22 protein-coding genes are annotated in these 26,562 nt (G+C 40.7%); 19 read left to right on the top strand and 3 right to left on the bottom strand.

Annotated features, from left to right (window positions below; all coding sequences use genetic code 11):
- Positions 1–920 precede the first annotated feature (920 nt).
- Complete coding sequence (locus DXC04_RS09680) at positions 921–2,105, top strand: iron-containing alcohol dehydrogenase (protein WP_117537966.1); 1,185 nt, start codon at positions 921–923, stop codon at positions 2,103–2,105.
- 145 nt (positions 2,106–2,250) lie between these two features.
- Here the strand turns inward: DXC04_RS09680 and DXC04_RS09675 are convergent, their stop codons facing one another.
- On the bottom strand, positions 2,251–3,417 hold the full coding sequence (locus tag DXC04_RS09675) for an iron-containing alcohol dehydrogenase (protein ID WP_118660922.1): 1,167 nt from the start codon (positions 3,415–3,417) through the stop codon (positions 2,251–2,253).
- 41 nt (positions 3,418–3,458) lie between these two features.
- Positions 3,459–4,229, bottom strand: coding sequence for a DeoR/GlpR family DNA-binding transcription regulator (locus tag DXC04_RS09670; RefSeq protein ID WP_118660921.1), 771 nt, complete (start codon positions 4,227–4,229; stop codon positions 3,459–3,461).
- A 490-nt stretch (positions 4,230–4,719) separates the two neighbouring features.
- Between DXC04_RS09670 and DXC04_RS09665 the strand changes: the two genes are divergently transcribed.
- From DXC04_RS09665 to DXC04_RS09605, 13 genes are all read left to right on the top strand, one after another.
- Positions 4,720–6,009, top strand: coding sequence for a Na+/H+ antiporter NhaC family protein (locus tag DXC04_RS09665; protein ID WP_243112136.1), 1,290 nt, complete (start codon positions 4,720–4,722; stop codon positions 6,007–6,009).
- A gap of 50 nt (positions 6,010–6,059) precedes the next feature.
- A complete protein-coding gene (gene mtnK / locus DXC04_RS09660) occupies positions 6,060–7,265 on the top strand; it encodes an S-methyl-5-thioribose kinase (RefSeq protein WP_021860539.1) in 1,206 nt (401 codons plus the stop codon).
- A gap of 65 nt (positions 7,266–7,330) precedes the next feature.
- A complete protein-coding gene (locus DXC04_RS09655) occupies positions 7,331–8,386 on the top strand; it encodes an S-methyl-5-thioribose-1-phosphate isomerase (RefSeq protein ID WP_117537962.1) in 1,056 nt (351 codons plus the stop codon).
- A gap of 62 nt (positions 8,387–8,448) precedes the next feature.
- Positions 8,449–8,832 carry an OsmC family protein gene (locus DXC04_RS09650; protein ID WP_021860541.1) on the top strand — a complete coding sequence of 128 codons (384 nt, stop codon included), beginning with the start codon at positions 8,449–8,451 and terminating at the stop codon, positions 8,830–8,832.
- Positions 8,833–8,893: 61 nt separating this feature from the next.
- Positions 8,894–9,844, top strand: coding sequence for a 2-hydroxyacid dehydrogenase (locus DXC04_RS09645; RefSeq protein ID WP_118288275.1), 951 nt, complete (start codon positions 8,894–8,896; stop codon positions 9,842–9,844).
- A gap of 30 nt (positions 9,845–9,874) precedes the next feature.
- Complete coding sequence (locus DXC04_RS09640) at positions 9,875–11,314, top strand: FGGY-family carbohydrate kinase (protein ID WP_118660920.1); 1,440 nt, start codon at positions 9,875–9,877, stop codon at positions 11,312–11,314.
- 59 nt (positions 11,315–11,373) lie between these two features.
- Positions 11,374–12,030 carry an L-fuculose-phosphate aldolase gene (locus DXC04_RS09635; RefSeq protein ID WP_118660936.1) on the top strand — a complete coding sequence of 219 codons (657 nt, stop codon included), beginning with the start codon at positions 11,374–11,376 and terminating at the stop codon, positions 12,028–12,030.
- Positions 12,031–12,424: 394 nt separating this feature from the next.
- Positions 12,425–13,942, top strand: coding sequence for a D-alanyl-D-alanine carboxypeptidase family protein (locus tag DXC04_RS09630; RefSeq protein WP_118660919.1), 1,518 nt, complete (start codon positions 12,425–12,427; stop codon positions 13,940–13,942).
- Between the two features lie 276 nt (positions 13,943–14,218).
- Complete coding sequence (locus DXC04_RS09625; protein ID WP_118660918.1) at positions 14,219–15,709, top strand: sodium-dependent transporter; 1,491 nt, start codon at positions 14,219–14,221, stop codon at positions 15,707–15,709.
- Positions 15,710–15,728: 19 nt separating this feature from the next.
- Positions 15,729–15,851, top strand: a complete 123-nt coding sequence (locus DXC04_RS09620; protein ID WP_021860547.1) for a MetS family NSS transporter small subunit — start codon at positions 15,729–15,731, stop codon at positions 15,849–15,851.
- A gap of 376 nt (positions 15,852–16,227) precedes the next feature.
- Entirely contained in the window at positions 16,228–17,160 is a 933-nt protein-coding gene (gene cysK / locus DXC04_RS09615) for a cysteine synthase A (RefSeq protein WP_021860548.1), read from the top strand.
- 178 nt (positions 17,161–17,338) lie between these two features.
- Positions 17,339–17,770 (top strand): RrF2 family transcriptional regulator, encoded by a 432-nt coding sequence (locus tag DXC04_RS09610; RefSeq protein WP_021860549.1) that lies wholly within the window; start codon positions 17,339–17,341, stop codon positions 17,768–17,770.
- A gap of 327 nt (positions 17,771–18,097) precedes the next feature.
- Complete coding sequence (locus DXC04_RS09605; RefSeq protein ID WP_117537956.1) at positions 18,098–19,018, top strand: LysR family transcriptional regulator; 921 nt, start codon at positions 18,098–18,100, stop codon at positions 19,016–19,018.
- Here DXC04_RS09605 and DXC04_RS09600 read toward each other — a convergent pair.
- Entirely contained in the window at positions 18,993–21,062 is a 2,070-nt protein-coding gene (locus DXC04_RS09600) for a sigma-54 interaction domain-containing protein (protein ID WP_243112135.1), read from the bottom strand. The genes DXC04_RS09605 and DXC04_RS09600 overlap by 26 nt on opposite strands.
- Before the next feature lie 175 nt (positions 21,063–21,237).
- Between DXC04_RS09600 and DXC04_RS09595 the strand changes: the two genes are divergently transcribed.
- From DXC04_RS09595 to DXC04_RS09575, 5 genes are all read left to right on the top strand, one after another.
- A complete protein-coding gene (locus DXC04_RS09595) occupies positions 21,238–21,924 on the top strand; it encodes a nucleoside recognition domain-containing protein (protein WP_021860552.1) in 687 nt (228 codons plus the stop codon).
- A gap of 4 nt (positions 21,925–21,928) precedes the next feature.
- Positions 21,929–22,399 carry a YjiG family protein gene (locus DXC04_RS09590; RefSeq protein WP_021860553.1) on the top strand — a complete coding sequence of 157 codons (471 nt, stop codon included), beginning with the start codon at positions 21,929–21,931 and terminating at the stop codon, positions 22,397–22,399.
- A gap of 28 nt (positions 22,400–22,427) precedes the next feature.
- Complete coding sequence (locus DXC04_RS09585) at positions 22,428–23,558, top strand: amidohydrolase (RefSeq protein ID WP_118660917.1); 1,131 nt, start codon at positions 22,428–22,430, stop codon at positions 23,556–23,558.
- A 243-nt stretch (positions 23,559–23,801) separates the two neighbouring features.
- Positions 23,802–25,106, top strand: coding sequence for an O-acetylhomoserine aminocarboxypropyltransferase/cysteine synthase family protein (locus DXC04_RS09580; RefSeq protein ID WP_021860555.1), 1,305 nt, complete (start codon positions 23,802–23,804; stop codon positions 25,104–25,106).
- Between the two features lie 261 nt (positions 25,107–25,367).
- On the top strand, positions 25,368–26,522 hold the full coding sequence (locus tag DXC04_RS09575) for a PucR family transcriptional regulator (protein ID WP_118660916.1): 1,155 nt from the start codon (positions 25,368–25,370) through the stop codon (positions 26,520–26,522).
- The last annotated feature ends 40 nt before the right edge of the window (positions 26,523–26,562 follow it).

The raw sequence follows: 26,562 nt of genomic DNA, 5'->3' as shown, positions 1-26,562 counted from the left end.
TCAGTAATAATTCGACAAATTATGGTGATGGAGGCGGCTTGATATCCCTGATAGAGAGTGTTGGAGAAGAGGGGATATAGTGAAATATCCCTAAGCGAGCCGGTAAGCCAGAAGGAGATACATGAGAGTATCCCCGATAAGTTAAAAGAGATGTAAGGGATACAAAACATTTGCTTGTTGAATCTCTTTATAGGTAATAGAAGACAGAAGGGATACGCAAAAGCAAGTGTAAGTATCCCAAGAGAAGTAGAAAAGCTATAAAGGGATACATGGAGATATCCCAAAGTGAGTCAATGAGTCAGAAGGAGATACAGACGGGTATCCCCAAGCAAGCTAATGAGCAAAAGGAGATACGGGAGAGTATCCCCAATAAGCTAATGAGCCAAAAGGAGATACAGGAGAGTATCCCCAAGCAAGCTAATGAGCCAAAAGGAGATACGGGAGAATATCCCAAATAAGCTAATGAGCCAAAAGGAGATACAGGAGGGTATCCCCAAGCAGGCTAATGAGCCAAAAGGAGATACAGGAGAGTATCCCCAAGCAAGCTAATGAGCCAGAAGGAGATACAGACGGGTATCCCCAAGCAAGTTAATGAGCCAGAAGGAGATACGGGAGAGTATCCCCAATAAGCTAAAAGAGATATGAGGGATATCGCCCATCCATCTGCCGTATCCCTGGATGATTAATAGAGGGCAGAAAGGATATGTAAAAGCAAGTAAGAGTATCCCCAAATGTGTATTGGAAAGCAGAAGAAGATAAAAGAAAAATTCTTTGCCTATCTTAGCCTTAGTGAGTTAAAATAACAGTATACAATACTTGCAGAGAGAAACTGCAGATATAGAAGGTAAGCTGAAAAACAAGCAAGAAAGCTTACACAAGAAAGAACAGGAAAGAGCTTGCTAAAGAACAGGAGGAGAAAAATGGCTAATAATTTCAATTATTATTCACCGACGGAAGTTGTATTCGGAAAGGGGACACATGCACAGACAGGCGCATACGTGAAGAAATATGGCGGAACAAAGCTTCTGATCGTGTATGGAAGTGACCGGGTGTTGAAAAATGGGGTGATGGATGCGGTTACGGAATCTGTAAAGACAGAAGGAATTACATATGAGCTGCTTGGTGGTGTTGTGCCGAATCCACATTTGTCAAAAGTATATGAAGGAATCGAGCTCGGCAAGAAAATGGAAGCGGATTTTGTACTGGCAGTCGGTGGAGGATCTGTCATAGATACCGTGAAAGCGATTTCCTATGGACTGGCGGAGCCGGAAGAAGATGTGTGGACCTTATTTGCACATACAAGAACAGCAAAGAAATTCTTGCCTGTAGCGTCCGTTTTAACGATTGCGGCAGCAGGAAGCGAGACAAGTAACAGCTGCGTTATTACAAAGGCAGATACGAAGGATAAGAGGGCTTATGACGATGATATCAGTCGCCCGAAGTTTGCAATTATGAATCCAGAGCTTACCATGTCCCTGCCGGACTATCAAACAGAGTGTGGCTGCGCAGATATCATGATGCATACCATGGAGCGTTATTTTACAAATGGCGGAAATATGGAGCTGACAGACGCTATCGCGGAGGGCTTACTGCGCACCGTCATGACATATGCAAAGATCTTGCATACGGATCCGGAAAATTACGAAGCGAGAGCAGAAGTAATGTGGGCCGGTTCACTGGCACATAACAATCTGACCGGTTGTGGCAATGATGGTGGAGATTTTGCAACCCATATGCTGGAACATGAGATGGGCGGAATGTTTGATGTGACACACGGCGCCGGTCTTGCAGCAATCTGGCCAAGCTGGGCAAGATATGTATGCAAAGACGCGCTTCCAAGATTCGAACGCTATGCAAGAAACGTAATGGGCGTGACCGGAGAAGGTACAGACGAAGAGATCGCTGAAAAAGGAATCCAGGCAATGGAATCATTTTACCGTGAGATCAATATGCCGACAAATATGCAAGAACTTGGAATCAAGCCTACAGATGCCCAGATGCGAGAAATGGCAAAAAGATGTGCCGCAGCATGTGGTGGAAGCCAGGGATCTGCAAAAGTATTACACGAGGAAGATATGTACGAAATTTACAAGTTATCCCAATAATGTGGATAACTTCGTGGAAAAACGGGGGATAATCTGTGGAAACCATGTGGAAAATAAAGAGGGGACGGGGCATTTTTAGAAAGTGCCAGGTGCAAATTAAAAAGGGGACGGGGATTTTCTAGAAAATCCCCGTCCCCTTTTTAATTTAAATCGCAAGCTTCAGAATCTCAACAAACTCTTTCACATGTAGCGGTACGTAATGTCCTACCGGAGCGGTGTCATTGTGTGTAGCTCTGTTAGCCATTTCTTCGAAGTGTGCATCGTCGATTTCCATCTCTGTGAGGGAAGTACGAAGATTCAGTGACTGGAAGAATTCTTTTAACTTATCAGCTAAGATGTAAGCAAGTTCTTTTTCGGTGTAGTTGTATGGATCAGCATCGAATACACGAACAGCAAGCTGGGCAAGTTTGTAAGGCTTAACTTCAGCCATGTATTTGCACCATGCTATGAGAATTACTGCCATTCCTTCGCCGTGTGTAATACCATACTGGGCGCTGAGCTCGTGCTCGATTCTGTGTGAACCCCAGTCAGCGGCACGTCCTGTATCCAGAATTCCGTTGTGAGCAACAGATGCAAGCCACTGGATCTCGGCACGGGCATCATAGTTTGCAGGATCTTTCATCAGACGTTTGGCATTGATCATTGCTGCCTGAACAGCACCTTCGATCATGTAGTCAGTTGTATCGGTGTGAGCAACATCAGAGAAATATCTCTCTAACAGGTGGGAGAGGATATCAGCACATCCGCAGGATGTCTGGTATGCTGGAAGTCCCATGGTATATTTTGGGTTCATGATCGCAAATTTCGGAATGATCATGTCATCTTCGAATCCTAATTTCATCAGTCCGTTAGAAACGATAGCTGCATTGGATGTCTCAGATCCACTTGCCGGAAGAGTTGTGATAGCGCCAACCGGAACTGCTGTTTCCGGTGTTGCTGATCCATCAAAGAAATCCCATACATCTCCATCGTAAGGAATACCAAGTGCGATGGATTTTGCTGTATCTACAGAACTTCCGCCGCCTGCAGCGAGTACGAAGTCTGTCTTGTGCTCTTTACAAACTTTAACAAGGTCACGGATCAGTTCGATCTTCGGGTTCGGAACAACTTCCCCACATTCCTGGAAATCGATTCCAAGTTTATCGCAGGCATCTTTGATAACATCCCAGATACCAAGTGTTTTGATGAAATCTCCGCTGTAAACAAACATCAGAGAAGTAACTTTATATTCTTTTAAAAGATCGTACATATTATTTTCAGCTCCGTCACCGAAGAAGATGCGGGCCGGGTTTCTATAGTGAAAGTTTAACATTTGTATTGCCTCCTGAGGGTTCTATACCTGATTTGTAGTATTTAGCAATAACAAATGGGAATGTTGCATTGTTGCAATTTATCTTCCCATACATCGGGCAGACGTTTATCTGTGATGATCATATCGATATCTTTCAAATCTGTGATCTTATATTCCGCAGTATCTGAAAATTTGGTATGGTCAGCGACCAGATAATGTTTACGTGATTGAGAGATGAAAGCTTTTCTTACCTGGCTTTCGTTCATGTTGTTGTCGAGCAGACCGTGGGTTAAGTCGATGGCTGAGTTGCTGATAAAGCACTTATCTGCAATGTAATAGGATATCGCATCCGTAGTCTGATATCCTGTAAATGAATTGGAACGCTGACGGAATGTTCCGCCAAGTGCAATAAGCTTCAGGGCAGAAGATTGATTGCCAAATAAATTTATAATACGAAGAGAGTTAGTAATAATGGTCATTTTCTGATTCCGTTGTACAAGTTCCTTAGCAAGTGCCAGGCAGGTTGTACTGCAATCTAAAAAAATAGTATCTCCTTCTTTAATAAAGCGATCAATTGCACATGCTGCAAGTCGTTTTTTTTCCTGTGAGAAAAATGTTTCACGTAATTGTACGGGTGCACCTTTGTCATCTGCATCCGGCAGGAATGCTCCACCATGGATACGCTTCAGCTTGTTCTGCGCTTCCATTTCCTTTAAATCCCTTCGAATCGTTTCTTCACTACAATTCAGCTTCTGACTCATTGTGGAGATCAAGATGCTTCCATATGTATGAAGTTCCTCGTCCAGGTGTTTTTGTCTGTCAATCTTTAACATAACTCGTAAATCCTTTCAGTATTATTATAGGAAAAATATATAATATTATTGAATGCATGAATATAATACCAAAAAAACTCGCATTTTTCAACATTAAAATTGAATAAAATTGGAGCGAGTTGTGAAAATGACTATAAAAGTCAAGAAAATGCCAAAAAAAATAAAAAAAAGCAACAAAAATAGTGTTGACAAATGTGTAGCAATGTTGTAATTTGTTGTTATAGCAAAACAGACGAAGGAGGGTAGACGTAATAAAATGTGATTTTGAGAGGTATTTAGGAAAAATGACATTTTATGTTGAATGCAAGCGCACGACAACATGACACAGTATCAAAATTCAATTCAAGCGAACGTTATTATTAATGAAGAAACGGATACAAAACAAAAGACCACAAGATAATCCAGGAACTTCATTAAAAAAAGAAAATACATATAACGTTAAGAAAGGAAGAGTAAAATGGAAAACGCTAACAACAAGAAAGGAAGCTTTATGGGGTTATTACCTCTGGTAATATTCCTGGTAGTTTATTTCGCAATGGGCATCGGAACCGGAGATTTCGGTAACTTCCCATTAATGATCGGTATCTTTTTAGCATCCGGAATTTCATTATTTATGAAAAGCCCGGTAGCTGAGAAAAAATCATTTACAGAGAAAATGGTTATGTTCTGCAAAGGTGGCGGAGATGACACATTGATCCTGATGGTAATCATCTACATGCTGGCCGGAGCATTCTACGGAGTAGCAAGCGGAATGCACGCAACAGATACAGTAACAAACATCGGTATTTCAATTTTGCCGGCCAACATGATCCTTCCGGGATTATTCTTAATCGGTTGTATACTGAGTTTCTCAATGGGAACTTCAATGGGTACTGTAGCAGCCTTGATGCCAATCGGAATTGATATCGCATCTAAAACAGGCGTAAGCGTAGCACTTGTCAGCGGTATAGTAGTAGGTGGAGCAATGTTCGGTGATAACCTTTCCTTCATTTCTGATACAACAATCGCAGCGACAACAACACAGGGAATTGGAAACAAAGAAAAATTTAAAGCAAACATTTTCATGGTTGGACCTGCTGTTATCATTACAGTAGTAGCACTTGCATTGTATCCGATTGATGCAACTAAGATTTCCGCAGGCGGAGCAATCAACTTTGTGAACTTAGTTCCTTATATTTTAATCATTGCATTATCTCTGGCAGGAATGCATGCAGTAATGGCTATGACAATTTCCGTTATTTCCGGAATGGTTATCGGAGTTTTCCACGGAGATTTCTCATTTGTAAAATCATTCACGGTTGTACACGAAGGTATGAAGGGTATGCAGGACATGGCAGTCATCGCTATCTTCGTAGGTGGTCTTGTTGCAATCATGCAGTATCTGGGTGGTATCGACTGGTTACTGAATAAACTGGCTAAGGGAATGAAATCCAAAGTAGGTGCAGAACTTAGTATCGCAGCACTTGTAAGTTTAGTAGACGTAGCAACAACAAACAACACAATTTCAATCATCGCTGTTGGACCGATCGCAAAAGATATCTCAGAAGAGTTTGATATCGCTCCGGCAAGAACAGCCAGCATTCTTGACCTGTTCTCATCTGCATTCAATGGTTTAACACCATATGCAGGACAGTTACTGACAGCCGGTGCTATGGCTAAGATCGCTCCTGTAACTATTATGCCATATGTATGGTATGACATCCTCATGATCATTTTCGGTGTAATCTTTATTGTCATTGGATGGCCGAAATTCAAAGGAAAAGCTGCAAAAGCAAACTAAGAACAGAAATTAAAGACAAAACTTAAAAGTCAGAAAGCAGGAATTTAAAAATGGATAAATATTCAAAGCATTTTTTGCTGAATGTTGATACAGCAAAAGAATATGCAGTAGAAAAAGTTGGATATTTTAAAGAAGACGAAAAATTAGAAGCAATCGAGATCGGTGATGGAAACATCAACTATGTATTTAAAGTCTGGAATCCGGAAACAGGAAAATCTCTGATCATCAAACAGGCAGATACCGTTCTTCGTTCATCAGGAAGACCGCTTGATATGCATCGTAATAAAATTGAAGCGGAGATTCTTGGCATTGAAGGAAAATTATCAGAAGGATTTGTTCCGGAAATTTACCTCTATGATGAGAACATGTATGCATTATCTATGGAAGATATTTCCGCTTATAAGAACCTTCGTACGGAGATGGCAGCAGGTAAGACTTTCCCGAAACTTGCAGATGATATTGCAACTTTTATGGCAGATACGCTGCTTCCAACAACAGATCTGATCATGAACAGAGCAGAGAAGAAAGAAAAAGTAAAATTATTTACAAACCCGGAACTTTGCGATATTTCAGAAGATCTGGTATTTACAGAGCCATACTATGATTACAAGGGACGTAACATCATCCTGGATCAGAACATGGATTTCGTAAAAGAAAAACTCTATGGAGATGAAGACCTGCATGCAGAGGTAGGACAGCTTCGTGATGACTTTATGAATCATGCACAGGCACTGATCCACGGAGATTTACATTCAGGCTCTATTTTCGTAAATCAAGAAGGAACAAAGGTAATCGATCCTGAATTTGCATTCTATGGACCAATGGGATATGATATCGGTAATGTAATCGGAAACCTGTTCTTTGCCTGGGCAAACAAATACTACACAGATTCTGAAAATACAGAATTCCTGACATGGATTGAGAAGACAATCGGAGAAGTTACAGATAAGTTCAAAGAGAAATTCTCAGCAAAATGGGATGCGCTTGTTGAATTCCCGCTGTACAAGACAGAAGGATTCAAGAAATATTACACAGACAAAGTAATGGCAGATTCCTTTGGATATGCCGGAACAGAAATCATCCGTCGTGTCGTTGGAGACTCAAAAGTAAAAGAAGTTACTTCTGTTACAAATGTTGACCAGAGAGTACCGATGGAGAGAGCTTTGATCCAGATTGGTATTAAGCTGATCAAGGAAAGAAGAACTCTGAAAGACGGAGCAGCAATCAAAGCTGTGGGTAAAGAATATTTAAAATAAGTAAAGAAATCACTTTCCGGGCTGGTAAAACGGTCCGGAAGGTATCTATAAGAAAAGGAAGATGTATGATGGAAAGATGTGATCAGGATTTGGCATTCATGCTCCAGTATGAAAATGTAGCATGGTATGAGAATGGAAAAGTAAGAATATTAGACCGTAGAATTTATCCTACAGAGGTAAAATTTGTTGAGTGTACAACTTATAAAGAAGTTGCACAGGCAATCACAGATATGGTTACGCAGAGTGCAGGACCATATACAGCAGCTGGTATGGGAATGGCACTGGCAGCACACGAAGTAGAAGGAAAGACAGAAGAAGAGCAGATCAAGTTCTTAACACAGGCTTCTTATGATATTTCACATGCAAGGCCGACAACAGCAAACCGTATGGGAATTATCACAGAAGGCTGCTTAAAAGTTGCAAAAGAAGCACTTGCAGAAGGAAAAAGTGCAGTAGAAGCATGTTTCAACAGAACTGTTGATTCTCTGAACAGAAGATATACAACAATGGGTAAAGTCGGAGAGAACCTGGCAGCTCTGTTCCCGAAGAACGGAACAATCCTTACACAGTGCTTCGGTGAGACAATCATTGGAATGATGCTTCGTGCAGCAAGAAAGAACAACAACGATATTAAAATCTTCTGTGCAGAGACAAGACCGTATCTGCAGGGAGCTAGATTGACATCTACATGCTGTGCACAGATGGGATTCGATACAACAGTTATTACAGATAATATGGTAGCTTATTCTATGCAGCACAAAGGTATCGATCTCTTTACTTCAGCAGCAGATACGATCGCAAGAGATGGTCATATTGCTAATAAGATCGGTACTTTCCAGATTTCCATTCTGGCAAAATATTTCGGAATTCCATACTATGTAACAGGAATCCCGGATGAAGACAAAATGTACGGAAAAGATATCGTTATCGAGGAAAGAGATCCTGCACAGGTACTTTCTTACCGAGGTATCCCGAATACAATTCCGGAAGTAAAAGGAATCTATCCATCATTCGATATAGTACCGCCACATCTCATCAGTGGTGTTGTAACAGATAAAGGTGTCTATGTACCGTATCTGTTAAATGATTACTTCAAAGGTGAAGTGAAAGACTTCTACTAAAATTAAAACATTATAGCCGGGACTTTTGCCCCGACTTTAGATAAAGAAAAGAGGTAAGAGCAATGGTTACATGTATGAATAAAGAGAGAAAATATGGCTCTGTTATTTCTAACGGAAAAGTTTCCGTAGACTGTGACAATCCAACAGAATATGGCGGAGACGGATATGTATTCGGACCACATGATTTCATCGAAGCCGGATATGCAGCATGTTTGGACGTATGCGCACGTAAGATTTGTGAAGCAGATGGAATTGAATTCAAAAAAGTTATTGTAACAGTAGCACTTGATTATCACGATGATAAAAAAACATATATCAGACATAAGATCGAAGTTACAGGAGTTCCGAAAGAAGTATCCGAAGATGTAGCGAAGAGAGCTTATGATGATTGCCTTGTGAAAAGTAATCTTTCCAAAGAACTTGTATTTGAACCACTTGGAGAATAGATTTAGTAGAAAATAGAAACGACAGCGAACAGGATAAGAGTAAAAAGGAGAGAATGATAAAATGAAATTATTAATCAGAGCACCTTTTATTGAAAGCGAAAGAAAAAGACTCGAAGCTTATTTTGATGAGATCGTATATGATCCGTGGACAACTACCGGAGAGCGTTATTATGAAGATGAGATGCTGGAAGTTCTGAAGAAAGAACAGCCGGACGCACTGATCACAGAGCTTGACCGTGTAACAGAAAAGGTATTAAACGGATATGACAAACTGATTTTCATCGGAGACTGTCGTGCAAATCCGGCAAATATTGATGTAGAAGCATGCAAGAAAGCAAATATACCGGTTCTCTGCACACCGGCAAGAAATGCACAGGCTGTAGCAGAGATGCTGTCAGGACTTCTTGTAAGCTATATGCGTAACCTGGTTCCGGCAGTACAGTGGATCAAAGACGGTAAATGGGTAGAAGGAACAACTCCTTACTACACATGGATGGGAAACGAGCTTTGCGGAAAGAAAGTCGGATTCGTCGGTTTTGGAGCAGTTGGAAAACATGCAGCTAAGATCCTTGAAGCATATGGCTGTGAGATTTCTTTCTATGATCCATTTGTAGATTTTGTAAAAGACAGCTACAAGAAATGTGAACTGGAAGAGATTTTCAAAAATTCAGATATCGTTTCTATTCATCTTCCGGTACTTGACAGCACTAAGGGAATGATCAATGCAGATTTATTTGCAAAGATGAAAGAAACAGCTATTTTCGTAAATACAGCAAGAAGTGCAGTTGTAGATGAGCCGGCTCTGATGGAAGTACTAAGAAATAAGAAGATACGCGGAGCAATCCTGGATGTTTTGGAAGTTGAACCTCCGACAGAGGAAGCACTGGAGATCGCAAGACTGGACAATGTACTTCTGACACCACATATCTGCGGTGCAACTTATGAAGTAACAGATCATCAGTCAAGAATTCTGGCTGACCGCATCGATGCATGGATGAAGGAAAATAAATAATTTAATTCAGTTAAATAAGGAGAAAAGCAGATGGAAACAAATTATCTGGTTGTAGATATGGGAACCGGAAATTCCAGAATAGGACTTGTCAGTGCCGATGGAACCATCTGGGGAATTCGAAATTACGAAAATCAATATTACAAAGATAAACAATATGAAGATGCACAGTATTTTCTCCCGGAAGAATGGGAACAGAATCTTTTAGGCGGCTGTAAAGAGTTGCTGGAGGAGTTTCCGGATCATCCGGTACGTGCGATCACTTCATCCGGAGCCCGGGAAAGTATTGTCCTTTATAATAAAGAAGGAAAGGCTTATCTGGGACTTCCGAATATTGATAACAGAGGCCGTGCATGGATGGCAGAGATTGAAGACTGCACATTCATTTATGAAAAGACCGGTCGCTGGGTAACAGAAGACTTCCCGGCAGCAAAGCTGATGGGATACCGCAAAAAATACCCGGAAGAGTTCGAGAGTATTGCAAAAATCACAAGTTTAAGCGAGTGGATCGGGGAAATGTTCACAGGCAAACTGGTTATCGAACCATCACAGGCATGCGAGACACAGCTCTTTGACATTGAAGAAAAAGACTGGTCCGAAAGACTCTGTAAAGACTATGGAATTTCCATGGACATTCTGCCGGAGATTGCCAAAGCCGGAGACAGCCTTGGCACGATTAAGAAAGAAATGGCAGATGAGCTGGGAATCAGCAACGATGCAGAATTCATCGTCGGCGGAGCTGATACACAGATTGCGCTGAAGAGTGTTGGAATGGGTGTCGGAGATGTTGCGGTAGTATCCGGAACGACTTCGCCGGTTGCAACAATCACAGATTATAAATATTATGACAAACAGGAGCGCTGCTGGACAGATTCCAACCTTGGCGGGGATACTTACCAGGTTGAGACAAACCCGGGCGTTACCGGATTGAACTATCAGAAGATGAAAGCTTTTCTCTTTCCGGATACTTCTTATGAGGAGTTGGAAGAAGAGATGGCAAAACAGACCGAGTATTTATGTACCGCGTCTTTCTCATCCTTATATTTCTCAGAGAAACGTTCTCTGAAAAAGGGTGGATTTGTCATGAAAGCACCATTTGACGCAACGATGAAACCAATCCATCTGATCTGGGCAGTCGTAGCTGATATTGCATGTTCTATCTATGTACAGTACAGAAGTCTGTGCGAGATGACAGGACATGAGAAAGAATACATTTTAGGATGTGCAGGTGGTTTCCAGTCGAAGATGTTATGCCAGCATTTGGCAGATCTGACAGGAAAGAAACTGATCATCCGGGACGGATTCAGCCAAGCATCCATCAATGGCTGCTTAAGAATCTGTAATGCATATTACGGAATTGAATCCGAAAAAGAGGCAGAGCAGGCAGAAACGATTTACACACCGAAAGAGGACAGCCTGATTCTGGAATATTACAAAGAATGGTTGAAAAACCGTCAGATGTTAAATCCTTAAGGGAGTTAGCATAGATTATGAAAAAGAAACAGAAATTAATGAAGAAAGAGGGAAAAACAATGTTAATGCAGGAAGAAAGAGAACAGATTGTAGAATATGGCAAAAAGATGAGCGCTGACAGACTGACATCCGGAACAAGCGGAAACATCAGTATTTATAACGCAGAAAAAGGTTACATGGCTATCAGCCCTTCAGGAATCGGATACTTCGATGTAAAACCGGAAGATGTAGTTATCATGGACCTGGATGCTAATATCGTAGATGGAGACAAGAAACCATCAAGCGAGTGGGCACTTCATACAGCAATGTACAAAACAAAACCAGAATGTAGAGCCGTTGTTCATACACACTCTATGTACTGTACAGTATTTGCAACACTTCGTCAGCCACTGAGAGCAGCTCACTATGTAATCGCAGATGCCGGTGTAGATGAAGTACCATGTGCTCCGTATTGCACATACGGAACACCGGAGCTTGCGAAAGCAGCTTCTGAAACAATCGGTGACAGCAACGCAGTTCTGCTTGCTAACCACGGTATGCTCGCTTGCGGCGGAAGCTTAAAGAGCGCTTATTCTCTGGCATGTGGAATGGAATTCTGTGCTGAGTTAGAGTACCGTACAAAGACAATCGGTGGTCCGGTATATCTGTCTAAAGAAGAAATGGCAGAAGTACTGGAAAGCTTTAAGAGCTACGGACAGCCGAAAAAGAAAAACTAATTTATCCGACAATTCACATTTTGAAATAATATAAATAACCCTCCATTCCCTTAATATACATTATATAATAGAGAAGGGAAACCCTTAAATAAAAGAGCCACCGCGAAAGCGATGGCTCTTGCCCTTTTTGCGAGTGCTTTTCGGTGAAATGGGGACAGGGCCTTTTGAAATGGGGACAGGGCTTTTTGAAATGGGGACGGGGCTTTTTGAAATGGGGACGGGGCTTTTTGAAATGGGGACGGGGCTTTTCTCAAAAAGCCCCGTCCCCAGAAGCTGCCAGCGGCAAGGTTTGAGAAGTGAGAAAAGTGTGGTATAATGAACAAAACTGTCGAAAGTCTGATTTGGATGCATACGGGGAACGGCAGAGAACAGTAAACGAAAGTAAGGGTAATATATGTTTAAAAAAATAGGAAGAAGATGTCTGGCAGCGCTTCTTGCACTGTCTTTATGCCTGGGACCGGTGGTGCAGGCAAATGCAGCGAGAACAAACAGTTCGGCAACCGCAAAAACTACAGCCGCGAAAAAGACCGGAAAAAAACGCAAAACAAAAAAGAAGCTGACACCGGAACAGCAGCGGGAAAAAGAATTAAAGAAAGTCTATAAGATGAAGATCCAGTCGAACCAGATCAAGGGCTGGCCGAAAGGACCGGGAACTTACGGAGAGTCCGGAATTGTGATGGATGCCGGTACAGGTGCGATTCTGTATGCAAAAAACATTGACACACACGAATATCCGGCGAGTATCACAAAGGTGCTGACAGCATTGGTTGCACTGGAGAATGGCAAGATGGATGATCCGGTTATATTTACAAAAGACTGCGTGTCATTTATTCAACCGGGCGATTCCTCCATCGGGCTGAAAAAAGGGAATAAGATCACGCTGGAACAGGCGTTGTATGCGACACTTCTTGCATCGGCAAATGAAGCTGCGTACGCAGTCGGGGCAAATGTCGGTAAAAATGCCGGACATGATTACAACTGGTTTGTGCAGCAGATGAATGTAAGATGCAAAGAACTGGGTGGAAATAATTCTCATTTTGCAAATACGAATGGTCTGCATGATCCGAATCATTATACGTGCGCCAGAGATATGGCACTGATTGGAAGAGAGCTGTTCAAACATCCGGAATTTTTCAAGATTGTACAGACACTGAATTACACAATTCCAAAATCAAAGACGGTAGAGAAACACGAATTTTACCAGAAGCATAAGATGTTATGGCCGGGTGGCTCTTATTATTATAAATATGTAGTCGGCGGAAAGACCGGGTTTACTTCGGATGCACTGGCAACATTGATCACGATGGCAAAAAAAGGCGATACGAAACTCGTCTGTGTTGTGATGCGTACACACGGAAGAAATATTTTCCCGGATACGAGACATTTATTCGATTATGCATTTAAGAATTTCAAAAAGACTCCGGTTTCCGGCAATGAGACATCAAAAGATGTCGGGGAGATCCTTGCTGATGAGAACAGCGGTTATGTCATGCTGCCAAAGGGGGTAAAATTTTCAGATCTGAAGATGAAGATGGAAGTAGACAAGAGCATGCCGTCCGAAGCAACATTGACTTATACTTACAGAGGCAATCTTGTCGGAAGTGCAAGAGCGAAGCTGAGCCAGTCTTATCTGGATGCACACAAGGCAAAAGTTGAGCCAAAATCATCTGTGAAAAATCAGAGTAAAGTTACAAAACCTGGCAAAACTGAGAAAATGATTAAAAATAAAGTCAAAAAAATCCTTCCGGAAAAAATCTGGAAGCAGCTTGCAGCCAAATATCAGCAATACGGAAGAACGAAGAGTTATGAACTCGCCGGGCTGGTGGCTGTTCTGATCGTACTGATTCTGCTGTTTATTGCGCGTTTGATTAAGATGCGACGGTTTAAGAAAAAGCGGAAGAGGAAACGGTAAAGGAGAATAGCATATAAGAAATACTAATACCTAAAATTAAAAAATGTAATATTTGTATTGACTTTTGAATCCGCGAACGTTAAAATAAAATCAATCAGTGATTAGAAAATTCGGATAAATCGGATAAATCAGAAAAAACTGTAATTATCTACAAAAAATACTGATTAGAAAGAAAAATTAGAATACACACGGAAGTTTTACGGTTGCGAAAGAAACAGGTGGTAGGAAAGAAATTAGAGCTTCTGACGAGTGTAGTATTCGGACGGAGGTTTAATTATGGAACAGAAACAAGAAAAGTTTAGTACCATAGGTTACATTGCAGCCGCTTTAGGTATGTGTATTGGTACAGGAAATGTCTGGCGATTCCCACGAGTATGTGCGGCGAATGGTGGAGGAGCATTTATTTTAGCCTGGACGATCGCAATGCTGATTTTTGCAGTACCGCTTCTCTCAACGGAGATGGCAATTGGTAAGAAGACCCGGCTTGGATGTATCGGTTCTTTCCGTAATGTTGGTGGAAAGAAATATACATGGATGGGATTTTTCGTGGCAGCAGTTTGTTTTTTCCTGATGAGTTATTATTGTGTACTTCAGGGATATTGTATGAAATATGCGGTAAATTCAGTTACCATATTTAAAGCGAATCTGACAACCGAGACTACATCAGCAATGTGGACAGCATTTACAGATTCTAAATGGCAGGTTATTTTATTCCACGCAATCGGATTTGCAGTTGCATGTTTTATCGTTTATCAGGGAATTGCCGGTGGTATCGAGCGATTCTGTAAAGTAGCGATCCCGTCATTATTTGTCATTCTTGTCGGACTTGCAATTTACGCAGTTACATTAAATGGAGCAAGTCAGGGACTGCAGTATCTTTTTACAATTAAGAAAGAATATCTTCTCAGCCCGAATACATGGATCCAGGCATTTATCCAGGCAGCATGGAGTACCGGCGCCGGATGGGGATTCATTATTACATATGCAAACTATGTTGGAAAAGATGAAGACGTTCCGACAAGCTGTCTGATCATGGGACTTGGTGATAACCTTGGAGCCATCCTTTCAGCACTTGTAGTAATTCCTGCAATCTGTGCACTTTCTGCAACACCGGAAGCAGCAAATGAGGCACTTAGCCAGGGTAACTTCGGACTTACATTTATTTATATTTATCAGTTATTTACAACAATTCCGGGTGGAAGATTTATTTCATTTATTTTCTTCGGACTGCTTGCAATTGCAGCTATTACATCACTGTTCTCAATGATCGAGGTCGGTGTCAAATGTGTAGTTGACCTTGGCGTATCCCGTAAGAAAGCAGTTGTTGGTGTTTGCTTTGCAGGATTCCTTGTAGGATGTTTCTCATGCTGGTCATTAATCAACATCGATAATCAGGACTGGGTATGGGGAATTGGACTTTTAGTAAGTGGTGCATTTATTGCAGTGCTTGCATGGAAATATGGAGTAGAAAAATTGCGTACAGAAGAAGTCAATGCAAAAGGCGCAGACGTACATTTACCAAAAGCATACTATACTGCATGTATGTATATTATTCCTGTTTTAGTAGTAGGAATGGTTGGTTACTGGCTTCTTCAGACAAAAGAATGGTTCCCGAATACATGGCTGAATCCATTTATTATACAGGATAATACGGGAACAGTATTACTTCAGTTTGCAGTTGTTATTGTTGTAGGTATTGCACTTTCCAAATTCTTCAATAGTAAAACTGCAAAAGGCGAGATGAAAGAAGACGAGATCGCAAAATAATAGAAAGAAGGTATGTGTTATGACGATGGATGCAATTATTATGATGGTAATTACAATTGTAGGATATGTTGGTGGATTTGTTTACTTTCTTTCAAGAGTGTTTAAAAAAGAAAGAATGAAAGCGAAAGAGCAGAGTAAATAAGTGTTTATAAAATAAGAGCGGTGCACATATGAGTGTATCGCTTCTTTTTTTGAATAAAACCTATTGACATAGTAGGTTTATAGTGATAGTATACTTTACATGAAGAAGAGATGAGGAGATGAACAAGATGATCAGAAACTGTAGTGCAGTGAGAAAACACTGGCGAATGTTAGTTTATCAATTGTGCTGTGTGGCAAGGTGTTGCAGCCGATGTTGCTGCCCACAGTTTTAAGATGAAGTATCATCGCATATTTTATACAGGAAGATGCCATAAAACCATTCGTGTGCAAGCATATCATAGTTTTAGGCTTTTGCCCCTGGCATCATAGAAGAAAAACGTAGAACGGTTACAGATAAATAGAAAGAGGGATTTGAAATGGCAAATATTTATAAAGGAACATTAGGATTAATTGGAAACACACCACTTGTAGAAGTAGCAAATATTGAGAAAGAATTAGGTCTGGAAGCAAAAGTACTTGTAAAATTAGAGTATTTCAACCCGGCAGGAAGTGTAAAAGACAGAATCGCAAAGGCAATGATCGAAGATGCAGAGAGCAAAGGACAGTTAAAGGAAGGTTCTGTGATTATTGAGCCAACATCCGGTAATACAGGAATCGGACTTGCATCCATCGCAGCAGCCAAAGGATATCGTATCATTCTTACAATGCCTGAGACAATGAGCGTTGAGAGAAGAAATATTCTGAAAGCATACGGTGCAGAGTTAGTGCTGACAGAGGGCGCGAAAGGAATGAAAGGAGCAATTGCCAAGGCCGAAGAGCTTGCAAAAGAGATTCCGAACAGCTTCATTCCGGGACAGTTTGTAAATCCTGCAAACCCTGCTGTGCACAAAGCAACAACAGGACCGGAGATCTGGAAAGATACAGATGGTGAAGTTGACATCTTTATCGCAGGTGTCGGAACAGGAGGAACACTGACAGGAACCGGTGAATATCTGAAAGAGCAGAAACCGGAAGTGAAGATCGTAGCATTAGAGCCAGCTTCTTCACCGGTATTATCTGAAGGAAAGAGCGGAGCACATAAGATTCAGGGAATCGGTGCCGGATTTGTACCGGACGTACTCAATACATCTGTATACGATGAGATTTATAAAGCAGAAAATGAAGATGCATTTGCAGCAGCAAAACTGCTTGCCAAGAAAGAAGGCGTACTGGTAGGTATTTCTTCAGGAGCAGCACTTCATGCAGCAATCGAATATGCGAAGAAACCAGAGAATAAAGGCAAGACAATCGTAGCGTTACTGCCAGATACAGGTGACAGATATTATTCAACACCATTATTTACAGAGTAAATAACCTGCGAAGTGAGTAAAACATTTGCTGAGTGGAAATGCCTGTAAAAGTGAGTAAAACATTCGCCGGACAGGCATAATTATAAAGTAGATACCATGAGTAGAAATACAGAGTAAGCCTAAAATGTTTACTCTGTATTTTGCCAGTTAAAAATAAAAGATAAAGGATTGGGGTAATATGAAATTTTCGAAAAGAAGCCGCTATGGCATACAGGCGTTAATAGATCTGGGGATATATGCAAAAACGGAATGTGTACAGTTAAAGGATGTGTCGGAGAGGAATGATATTTCCGTCAAATATTTGGAGCAGATATTTACTGCGCTCAGAAAAGCAGGATTTGTAAAAAGTATCAAAGGTCCACAGGGCGGATATCTGCTTGGAAAATTACCGGAGGAAATTCGCATATCTGATGTAGTTGAAGCGATGGACGGAAGCTATGAACTGGATGAAGAAGTGTCCGAACTGCCGACTGCACAGGTGATTCAGAGATGTATTATCAATCCGGTCAATGAGCAGACCAATCAACTGTTGCAGGGACTGACCTTAAAAGAATTAGTGGAAAAGACAGAAGAGATTACTGCGTATTCAGCGGAGATGTACTATATATAAACACCAGAGTCACAAGCCTGAAACCACGATGTGCTTGCACGAGAGTGGTTTTATGGCTTAGTGACTTGCCACAATATGAGGATAAAAGCAGGGTGTAGCCCTGCGATATCCGAATATTGTGCAGGATTGAGGAAGTGCATAGCACGGAGCAATCCGTAAGGTGTTTATATATAGGAAACAGAAAAATAGAGTCACCGTCCCGATATGAGCAAAATGAGCTGCGAAGCAGCGAAAGAGCACGTAGTGACGTGCGGATTTGCGAATATAGCGGTGGAGTCCAGAATAAAAATGGCTTAGTGACTTGCCACAATATGAGGATAAAAGATTATGACATTAACACAACTTCATTATATTATTACAATTGCACAGACCAAATCCCTGAATAAAGCAGCGGAGCAGCTGTTTGTCTCTCAGCCGTCGCTGACCAGTGCGGTAAAAGAACTGGAGAAAGAGCTTGGAATTACATTATTTTACCGAAGCGGACGTGGAGTTACGCTGACGAATGACGGAACTGAATTTTTATTATATGCGAAGCAGATTTATGGACAATATGAAACAGTGATGGAAAAATACAGCGGTGGCGGCAGCTATAAGAAGAAATTTGGTGTCTCCACACAGCATTATTCTTTCGCCGTAAAAGCGTTTGTAGATATGGCAAAAGCTTATGATATGTCACAGTATGAATTTGCAATCCGGGAGACACAGACCAAAGAAGTCATTCAGGATGTCAGTACGATGAAGAGCGAAGTCGGCGTTCTCTATCTGTCAGATTTCAACCGTAAATCTATGACAAAATTATTTCACTCCGCGGGACTGGAATTTCATCATCTGACTATTTGCCAGGCATATGTATATTTGTGGAAAGGACATCCGCTGGCAAACGAAGAATCTATTTCTTTTGAGCAGCTTGGCAAGTATCCGTGCCTTGCATTTGAACAGGGAGATGACAGTGCATTTTATCTTGCAGAAGAAATCCTGTCTACGAATGAATATCCGCAGATCATCAAGGCAAATGATCGTGCAACGATGCTGAATCTGATGATCGGATTGAATGGCTATACGCTGTGCTCCGGCATCATCTGTGAGGAACTGAACGGTGATGAGTACCGCGCAGTTCCATTTAAAGACGATGAAATGAACCCGAACAGTGAGATGGAGATCGGGTATGTCACAAGGAAAAACTCTATTTTAAGCCGCATGGGCGAGCATTATATAGAAGAGATTAAAAAGTATCTGCGGATTGAGTAGCCAGTCGGAATTGCTGTACTCCGGCGGAAGTCAGTGATGTTCCGCCGCGTCCTCTGGAACTTTTAATCCAGTTTTTTTCATGTAAATATTCAAAAGCTTTTTTTATCTCATGCTCAGTATAGTCATAATTTAGTTCTTTTAATATTTTCATCCGCCCCATTGGCTGTTGGTAGAGAAGAGACAGAATGCGCTGGCATAAAGTTTCTTCTCTGGAAAACAAATCGGAAAATTCCACAGAAGAATTGGAAATAGGTGAATTCTTTTGTGAATGTATGAGATCTGTCTGGGAGGTTGTAATTATTTTTTTGTTGTATCCAGGTGGAAGATCATCCGGTGTTAAAGCTCTGGAACCCATGTATGCCATATATTCAATACAGTTTTGTAATTCGCGGATATTTCCCTTCCATGAATAAGACAGCAAAAGCTCCTGTAGCGCAGGCGTGATAGAATGATGGATTTTAAAACTTTTCAAAAAATGTTCGGACAATGGCAGGATATCATCGATACGTTCTCTGAGTGGCGGAATCACGAGTGTAAACATACTGATACGGTAATACAGATCCAGACGGAAGAGTCCCTGTTCGATCATGTCCGGAAGGTTTCGGTTTGTTGCTGTGATGATCCGCACATTGATCGGAATCGTCGTGCTGCTTCCGAGCTTTCGGATTTCCTGTTCCTGCAGAACACGAAGGAGCTTCGCTTGCAGAATGACAGGCATTTCGCCAATTTCGTCGAGAAATATGGTTCCGTTTTGCGCAAGTTCAAATAAGCCTTTTTTACCACCGCGTTTTGCACCGGTAAAGGCACCTTCTTCATAACCAAAAAGTTCACTTTCCAGTAATTCATTTGAAAGGGAGGCACAGTTGAGTGCGATAAACGGATGAGCACTGCGTGCAGAATACTGGTGCACAGACTGGGCGAACAGTTCTTTCCCGGTTCCGCTTTCTCCGTTGATAAGAATCGGAAAATCTGTAAGAGCCATTCGTTTGGCTCGTTGGATACAGTCTTTCATAACACTGCTTTTACAGATAATATCAGAAAACTGATATTTGGCAGCAGCATTTTTATGGATTGATTTTTTACGGATCTCATGTTCCAGAGATTCGATTTTTTTTGCATCTTTTAAGATAATTAAGAATCCTTTTGTATCTTTGTAAAGTGAAAATATATGCTTGGAAAATGTATATATTTTTTCTTGTTTTTCTAATTTAAAAATATAATTATCCCGTTCTGACGGATCCATAATCAGTTCCTGGACTTCCATTGGAAGATAACGGATCAGTTCCCGGGTGTCAATAGTCTGTTCGTTCAAATTCATCATAGACAAAAAAGCCTGATTGACAAAAGCCGGATGGTCACTTGTGTTTAAAAAGAGCAGACCATCATCGATCAGGTTGATCGTCAGAGTTAACAGGTCTTTTGTGTTTGAATAGAGATCCAACGGTGCGTGTGAAAAGTCGCTGTTCAAAATTTCTTTCGATGTCTGATACAATTTCTCAAGCAGAGAGTTCGTTTTGATTTCCAGAGCAACCATCACAGACATTAATGTGTCTGCTGAAATCAGACGCCATCCAATGTCGATAACTTTTGTGATATATGATGGGATAAAACGCATCTGTCCAGGAGTGACCGCAATATCAACACTGTAAGTTTCCGGATTGTCCGGATAAGATGGAACGAAATCAATATGATTGATTCCCAGTTGATAAAGATAAGCAGCCATATCAAACGCAGAAGTACGGTTTGTAGTCATTAACAGGACTTTTGTTCCGGGTACGATATTCATGAGCTTTTTATAACCAGTATTTGAAATTGCTTTTACGCCATGAATAATAATTGGTTCATCGTCAAAATGTTTAAGTATTTCTTCATTATTAATCGGAGAAAGAGCAAGAACAGCATCGGCTTTCAGGTGTTCGCCGATTCCATCTGTAATTGTATGTGTTTCCAGTTCGAATAATCCACCAAAAAAATCTAAAAGTTCCTGGCGGTAATGCATGGCATTTAATAAATCGTAGGTAATTAAAATCAGCTTTTTCTTCATTGAATTCCCATCCTTCTTTGAATATAATGGATAATATCCTGTTTTATCCAATTATATCCTAAAAAATACTTGGAGAAAAGAAAAAATAGAGAAAAAACGCGAAATAAAGCAGGAAGAAAGTTGGCACGGTTTTTGCTCTATATAAATATATCAGTCATAAAGGAGGAGAAAAGGAATGGCAACAGAAACAAAGGAAAAGAGAAAGGGAGCAGAAGAACAGGTACAGGTAAAATGGTATGGTTATATTGCATTATTGGTAGGTATTCTGTTTTTCTCAGGATTATTTCAGAAAGCACCAGGAGCGCTTAAAGCATTAGATTTCAATAATGTAATGGGAAGTTTTGGAACGCTTGGAGAATTAACAAAAGGATCGGGTACGCTGGCGGAAAACTTCCGTGGAGTCGGAGGATCCGGACCGAAGGACGGATGGTTATATGCACTTACATTATTGCCGTCAGTTATGTTTGCACTTGGTATGGTAAAGATCATTGAACATCTGGATGGAATGAAAGCAGCACAGAAATTACTCAGCCCGTTGTTAAAACCACTGATGGGACTTCCGGGAAGTGCCGGACTTACATTGATTACAAGTATTCAGTCAACAGATGCTGCAGCAGCTATGACAAAAGAATTAAGTGATAATGGTTATATCACAGAGAAAGAAAAAGCGATTTTCTGTGCGTTCCAGTTTTCAGGAGCGTCTGTAATTACAAACTTTTTTGCATCAGGAGCCGCATTATTCCCATTTATTGGAGACCTGGCAATCTGGAAACCGCTGGTATTGATTATTGTGTTGAAATTTGTGGGTGCAAATGCAATGCGTTTCTGGGTAAACAAAATGGATAAGAAAGAGGAGGCATAAACATATGGAAGCAAAGACAGAGAAGAAGGGAAATATTATTGACGCATTTGTAGGCGGAGCGAGAAATGGATTTAAGATCGGTACAAATTCTATGGTTCCAAATATTATTTTTGGATTTGCTGTGATTTCAATCTTAAATCTGACCGGATTAATGGAAATTATTGGAAAAGTATTTACACCGATCATGGGAATCTTTGGACTCCCGGGTGTTGCTGCAACAGCATGGATGGCAATTTTTGTATCTATGGGAGGAGCCGCAGGTGTTATCGCCGGACTTTTTACGGCTGGACAGATGACAAGTGCACAGGTTGCAATTATGCTTCCGGCATTATTGCTTTCCGGAGCACAGGTGCAGTTCATGGGACGTATGCTTGGAACAGCTGAACTGGATACGAAATACTATCCTCATATGTTCACGATTGCAACTGTAAATGGAATTATTGCAATGCTGATCATGAATTACTTTATTGTTTAAAATAATGTAGCAGAAGGGAGAAAGAACAATGGCAGAACAGAAAGATTATATCACTTATGTACATGAGGTTTATGATTATTTACATACAATTCCAGAACTGGGATTTGAAGAGTATAAGACATCTGCATTTATTCTGAGTGAATTAAAGAAATGTGGATTCAGGGATGAAGATATTGTTTCGGGAATTGCAGGAACAGGTATTCTTGTGACGATTGATTCTGGTAAACCGGGACCTGTACTGGCGTTAAGAGCAGATATAGATGCGCTGGAATTTATTATCAATGGAGAACGCAAAATTATTCATGCATGTGGACATGATGGACACATTTCCATGCTGTTGGTTGCTGCGAGAGAAATTAAGAACAGAGGACTGGTGAAGGCAGGAAGACTGAAAATTTTATTCCAGCCGGCAGAAGAAAAATTGTTTGGTGCTTTAAAAGTGATTGAATCAGGAGTACTGAATGATGTTGAGGAAATGGTTGGCATGCATTTACGCCCGAAACAGGATTGCAGATTGGGAAAGGCAATACCGGCAATGTATCATAATGCAAGCTGTATTATGCATTTTTCTATCAAAGGAAAAACTGCGCATGGTTCAAAACCACATCTTGGTGTCAACGTAGCAGATGCACTGTCGCTGTCTACACAGGCTGTTAATATGATCCGTGTAAATCCGGCAATCCCGGGTTCTGTAAAAGTGACAAATGTTAAGATTCCGGGAGAAACATATAATAATATCCCTGAAGAAGCATTTATGGCATTGGATCTTCGTTCAGAGAGCAATGAAGAGATTGAACATATGAAAGAACTGGTTGTCAGAGCTGTGACAAAAGCATGCGAAGCAGTCGGAGCAGAAGCGACATTAACATTCAACAGTGGAGTTCCGGCAGCAGAATTTGATGATGATATGATTAAACTTGCAGAAGAAACGATTCTGGATGTATTTGGCGAACATGGTTCAATTGGAATCTTCAAAAATTCAGGCGGAGAAGATTTCCATTACTATACACAAAAGCTGCATTGCAAAACGACTTATATGGGACTGGGAGCGGATGCAGTTCCGGGATTCCATAATCCAAATGTTGTGATTGATACAAAGGCACTGGAATATGGTGTACAGATTTGGTGCAGACTGGTAGAAAAACGGATGCATGATTAAGAAATAAGGAAAAATAAAATAAACACCCTCTAAGAAAAGCAGACTGTCATTTTAAGAAAATAAAGTGATAGTCTGTTTTGTTTTTTATCCCCTGAGTTATAGCTTCATCCTATAACTGGATATTTTTCTTATGTATTAGACAAGAATTACCTACCATGTTAGTATGTTTACAGAAACAAAGAAACACAACAAAAAAGGGCAAATTAAGGAAACGCAGTAAGCGTAATATGGAGGGACAAAATTATGGCAGATATTAAGGATTCAAAAAACTGGGGATTTGAAACAAGACAGTTACACATTGGACAGGAGCAGGCTGATCCGGCAACGGACGCAAGAGCAGTTCCGATTTATGCATCATCATCTTATGTATTCCATAACTCACAGCATGCAGCTGACAGATTTGGACTTCGCGATGCAGGAAATATTTACGGAAGACTTACAAATCCGACAGAAGATGTATTTGAACAGCGTATTGCTTCATTGGAAGGTGGTTCTGCAGCACTTGCAGTTGCATCCGGAGCAGCAGCAATCGATTATACATTCCAGGCACTTGCAAAAACAGGTGAGCATATCGTAGCATCTAAGACTATTTACGGAGGAACATATAACCTTCTGGCACATACACTTCCACTTACAAACGGTGTAACAACAACATTCGTTGATCCGGAAGTTGAAGGTTCATTTGAAGCAGCAATCCAGGAAAATACAAAAGCAATCTTTGTTGAGACATTAGGAAATCCGAACTCTAACTTAGTTGATCTGGAAGAGATTGCAAAAATTGCACACAAACACAATATTCCATTGGTTGTAGATTCAACATTTGCAACACCATATCTGATTCGTCCATTTGAATATGGCGCAGACATCGTTGTACATTCAGCAACAAAATTCATCGGTGGACACGGAACAGCAATCGGTGGTGTCATCATTGAAGGAGGAAACTTCGACTGGAAAGCAAGCGGAAAATTCCCATGGATCTCTGATCCGAACCCAAGCTACCACGGAATTTCATTTGCAGATGCAACTGCACCGGCAGCTTTCGTTACATACATTCGTGCAATTATCTTACGTGATACAGGAGCAACACTTTCTCCATTCCATGCATTCTTATTCCTTCAGGGATTAGAGACATTATCACTTCGTGTAGAACGTCACGTAAGCAACGCGCTGAAAATCGTAGATTACCTGGCAAATCACCCACAGGTAGAGGCAGTACATCATCCGTCTCTTGAGAGTGAGCCGAGCCACGAATTATATAAGAAATATTTACCGAACGGTGGTGGATCTATCTTTACATTTGAGATTAAAGGAGATGCCAAGACGGCGCAGGATTTCATTGATCACCTGTCCATTTTCTCACTGCTTGCAAACGTTGCAGATGTAAAATCTCTTGTAATCCATCCGGCAACAACAACACACAGCCAGTGCACAGAGGAAGAACTGTTAGATCAGGGAATTAAACCAAACACAATCCGTCTTTCTATCGGAATTGAAAAAGTAGAAGATTTGATTGCAGCATTAGATGCAGCATTTGAGGCAGTAAAATAAGCCCCTCTTGACGCTAAAAGCGTTCTTTTAGATAATTAATAAAAGCCGAAGTGGAAATACTTCGGCTTTTATTAATATTCAATAATCTGAAGTTCAAATATGGAGCACAAATTTCGGGGATGCTATCAATAGCTTTGTGCTTCAATGACAATATAACACGAATTATCCAGATTTAACATAGGTTTTGTAAACAGAAAAACAGATATAAATTGTGCTCTGATCACAAAAATGATACAATAGTTTCAAAAAAGGAGATGTTTTATGGCTGTAGAGCTGGAAAAATTATACGTACAGCTGATTCCAGAGTACAATATCAGGCTTTGTACGCAGAGCTGCTTTGAAAAAAGAATCAGTTGGATACATATGGTAGAGGATATTGAATTTATACAGTTTCTGCATGGAAATGAACTACTGTTTAATTCGGGACTTAATTATGAATCCAATGAATGGCTGAAGAAATTTATCGATTGTCTCTGTGAAAAAAATGCGGGGGGACTGATTGTGGGAATGCATGATGGAATGGGATTTCCGCAGGAGATTGTAGATTACTGTAATGAGAAGAAACTTCCGCTATTTTCAGCGTCATGGGACACGCCTTATATCGATATTATGCGGCTTTTCTCGGAAATTTTGCTGAAGAATGAGCAGATTGAGACGAATCTGGTAAATGCACTGAAAAATGCAATTTATTATCCGGACAGTCAGGATATGTATCAGAATCATCTGGAACGTAATGGCTTTTTTGAAGATTATTCTTATAATGTTATCCGTATCAGTTGTCACACTTATGATACGGATAAAGGCAATAGTATTCTGGAAGATCTGGAACGCGATATCCGTTATTCTATGAAGAAGAGTATTATTTACAAAGAACAGGGTATTCTTACAGTTCTGGTAGCCGGTCATTTTGAGGCGTGGGTGAAGGAATGTGTGAAGGATATGTGTGAAAATGATGAGAATATTTATGCAGGAATTGGAATTACGGTGAACAAATTAAATGAGATCCACCGCTCCTTTGAATCTGCACAGATTGCATATCAGCTTACGAAGACAGCAATTCCGAAGAATTATCTTGTATATAATGAGCTTGGCATTTACAAAATACTGACTGACTTTAAAGAACCGACATTATATACGAAATTTGTGGACGAGACACTGGGCAGTCTGCTCCAGTATGACAGAGAACATCAGACAGATTATGTGGCAATCCTGCAGGCATATTTTGAGAATGAGTGCAGCACAGTCTGCACAGCACAGGCATTATACTGCCATAAGAATACACTGACTTACAAATTGAATGCTATCAAAGAAATACTGGGGTATGATATTTTAAATAATGAGAACCGCACAAAGATTATGCTTTCATTTTATATTTTGCGTATCGGCGAGATGTGGTATAATAACCGTAAAGCTTAAAAGGGGACGGGGATTTTCTAGAAAAGCCCCGTCCCCTTTT

The organism is Dorea sp. OM07-5, from assembly GCF_003481355.1.
Taxonomy (GTDB): Bacteria; Bacillota; Clostridia; order Lachnospirales; family Lachnospiraceae; genus Dorea_D; species Dorea_D hominis.
This window is presented reverse-complemented; position numbering and strand designations above follow the sequence as displayed.

Excerpts from the sequence above, each read along its gene's own strand:
- DXC04_RS09580 (WP_021860555.1), top strand. The coding sequence starts at position 23,802 with ATGGCAGATATTAAGGATTCAAAAAACTGGGGATTTGAAACAAGACAG.
- DXC04_RS09595 (WP_021860552.1), top strand. The coding sequence starts at position 21,238 with ATGGCAACAGAAACAAAGGAAAAGAGAAAGGGAGCAGAAGAACAGGTA.
- DXC04_RS09670 (WP_118660921.1), bottom strand. The coding sequence starts at position 4,229 with ATGTTAAAGATTGACAGACAAAAACACCTGGACGAGGAACTTCATACA.
- DXC04_RS09645 (WP_118288275.1), top strand. The coding sequence starts at position 8,894 with ATGAAATTATTAATCAGAGCACCTTTTATTGAAAGCGAAAGAAAAAGA.
- DXC04_RS09640 (WP_118660920.1), top strand. The coding sequence starts at position 9,875 with ATGGAAACAAATTATCTGGTTGTAGATATGGGAACCGGAAATTCCAGA.
- DXC04_RS09625 (WP_118660918.1), top strand. The coding sequence starts at position 14,219 with ATGGAACAGAAACAAGAAAAGTTTAGTACCATAGGTTACATTGCAGCC.
- DXC04_RS09605 (WP_117537956.1), top strand. The coding sequence starts at position 18,098 with ATGACATTAACACAACTTCATTATATTATTACAATTGCACAGACCAAA.
- DXC04_RS09590 (WP_021860553.1), top strand. The coding sequence starts at position 21,929 with ATGGAAGCAAAGACAGAGAAGAAGGGAAATATTATTGACGCATTTGTA.
- DXC04_RS09585 (WP_118660917.1), top strand. The coding sequence starts at position 22,428 with ATGGCAGAACAGAAAGATTATATCACTTATGTACATGAGGTTTATGAT.
- DXC04_RS09575 (WP_118660916.1), top strand. The coding sequence starts at position 25,368 with ATGGCTGTAGAGCTGGAAAAATTATACGTACAGCTGATTCCAGAGTAC.
- DXC04_RS09635 (WP_118660936.1), top strand. The coding sequence starts at position 11,374 with ATGTTAATGCAGGAAGAAAGAGAACAGATTGTAGAATATGGCAAAAAG.
- DXC04_RS09675 (WP_118660922.1), bottom strand. The coding sequence starts at position 3,417 with ATGTTAAACTTTCACTATAGAAACCCGGCCCGCATCTTCTTCGGTGAC.
- DXC04_RS09680 (WP_117537966.1), top strand. The coding sequence starts at position 921 with ATGGCTAATAATTTCAATTATTATTCACCGACGGAAGTTGTATTCGGA.
- DXC04_RS09630 (WP_118660919.1), top strand. The coding sequence starts at position 12,425 with ATGTTTAAAAAAATAGGAAGAAGATGTCTGGCAGCGCTTCTTGCACTG.
- DXC04_RS09600 (WP_243112135.1), bottom strand. The coding sequence starts at position 21,062 with ATGAAGAAAAAGCTGATTTTAATTACCTACGATTTATTAAATGCCATG.
- DXC04_RS09620 (WP_021860547.1), top strand. The coding sequence starts at position 15,729 with ATGACGATGGATGCAATTATTATGATGGTAATTACAATTGTAGGATAT.
- DXC04_RS09610 (WP_021860549.1), top strand. The coding sequence starts at position 17,339 with ATGAAATTTTCGAAAAGAAGCCGCTATGGCATACAGGCGTTAATAGAT.
- DXC04_RS09655 (WP_117537962.1), top strand. The coding sequence starts at position 7,331 with ATGATGGAAAGATGTGATCAGGATTTGGCATTCATGCTCCAGTATGAA.
- mtnK (WP_021860539.1), top strand. The coding sequence starts at position 6,060 with ATGGATAAATATTCAAAGCATTTTTTGCTGAATGTTGATACAGCAAAA.
- DXC04_RS09650 (WP_021860541.1), top strand. The coding sequence starts at position 8,449 with ATGGTTACATGTATGAATAAAGAGAGAAAATATGGCTCTGTTATTTCT.
- cysK (WP_021860548.1), top strand. The coding sequence starts at position 16,228 with ATGGCAAATATTTATAAAGGAACATTAGGATTAATTGGAAACACACCA.
- DXC04_RS09665 (WP_243112136.1), top strand. The coding sequence starts at position 4,720 with ATGGGGTTATTACCTCTGGTAATATTCCTGGTAGTTTATTTCGCAATG.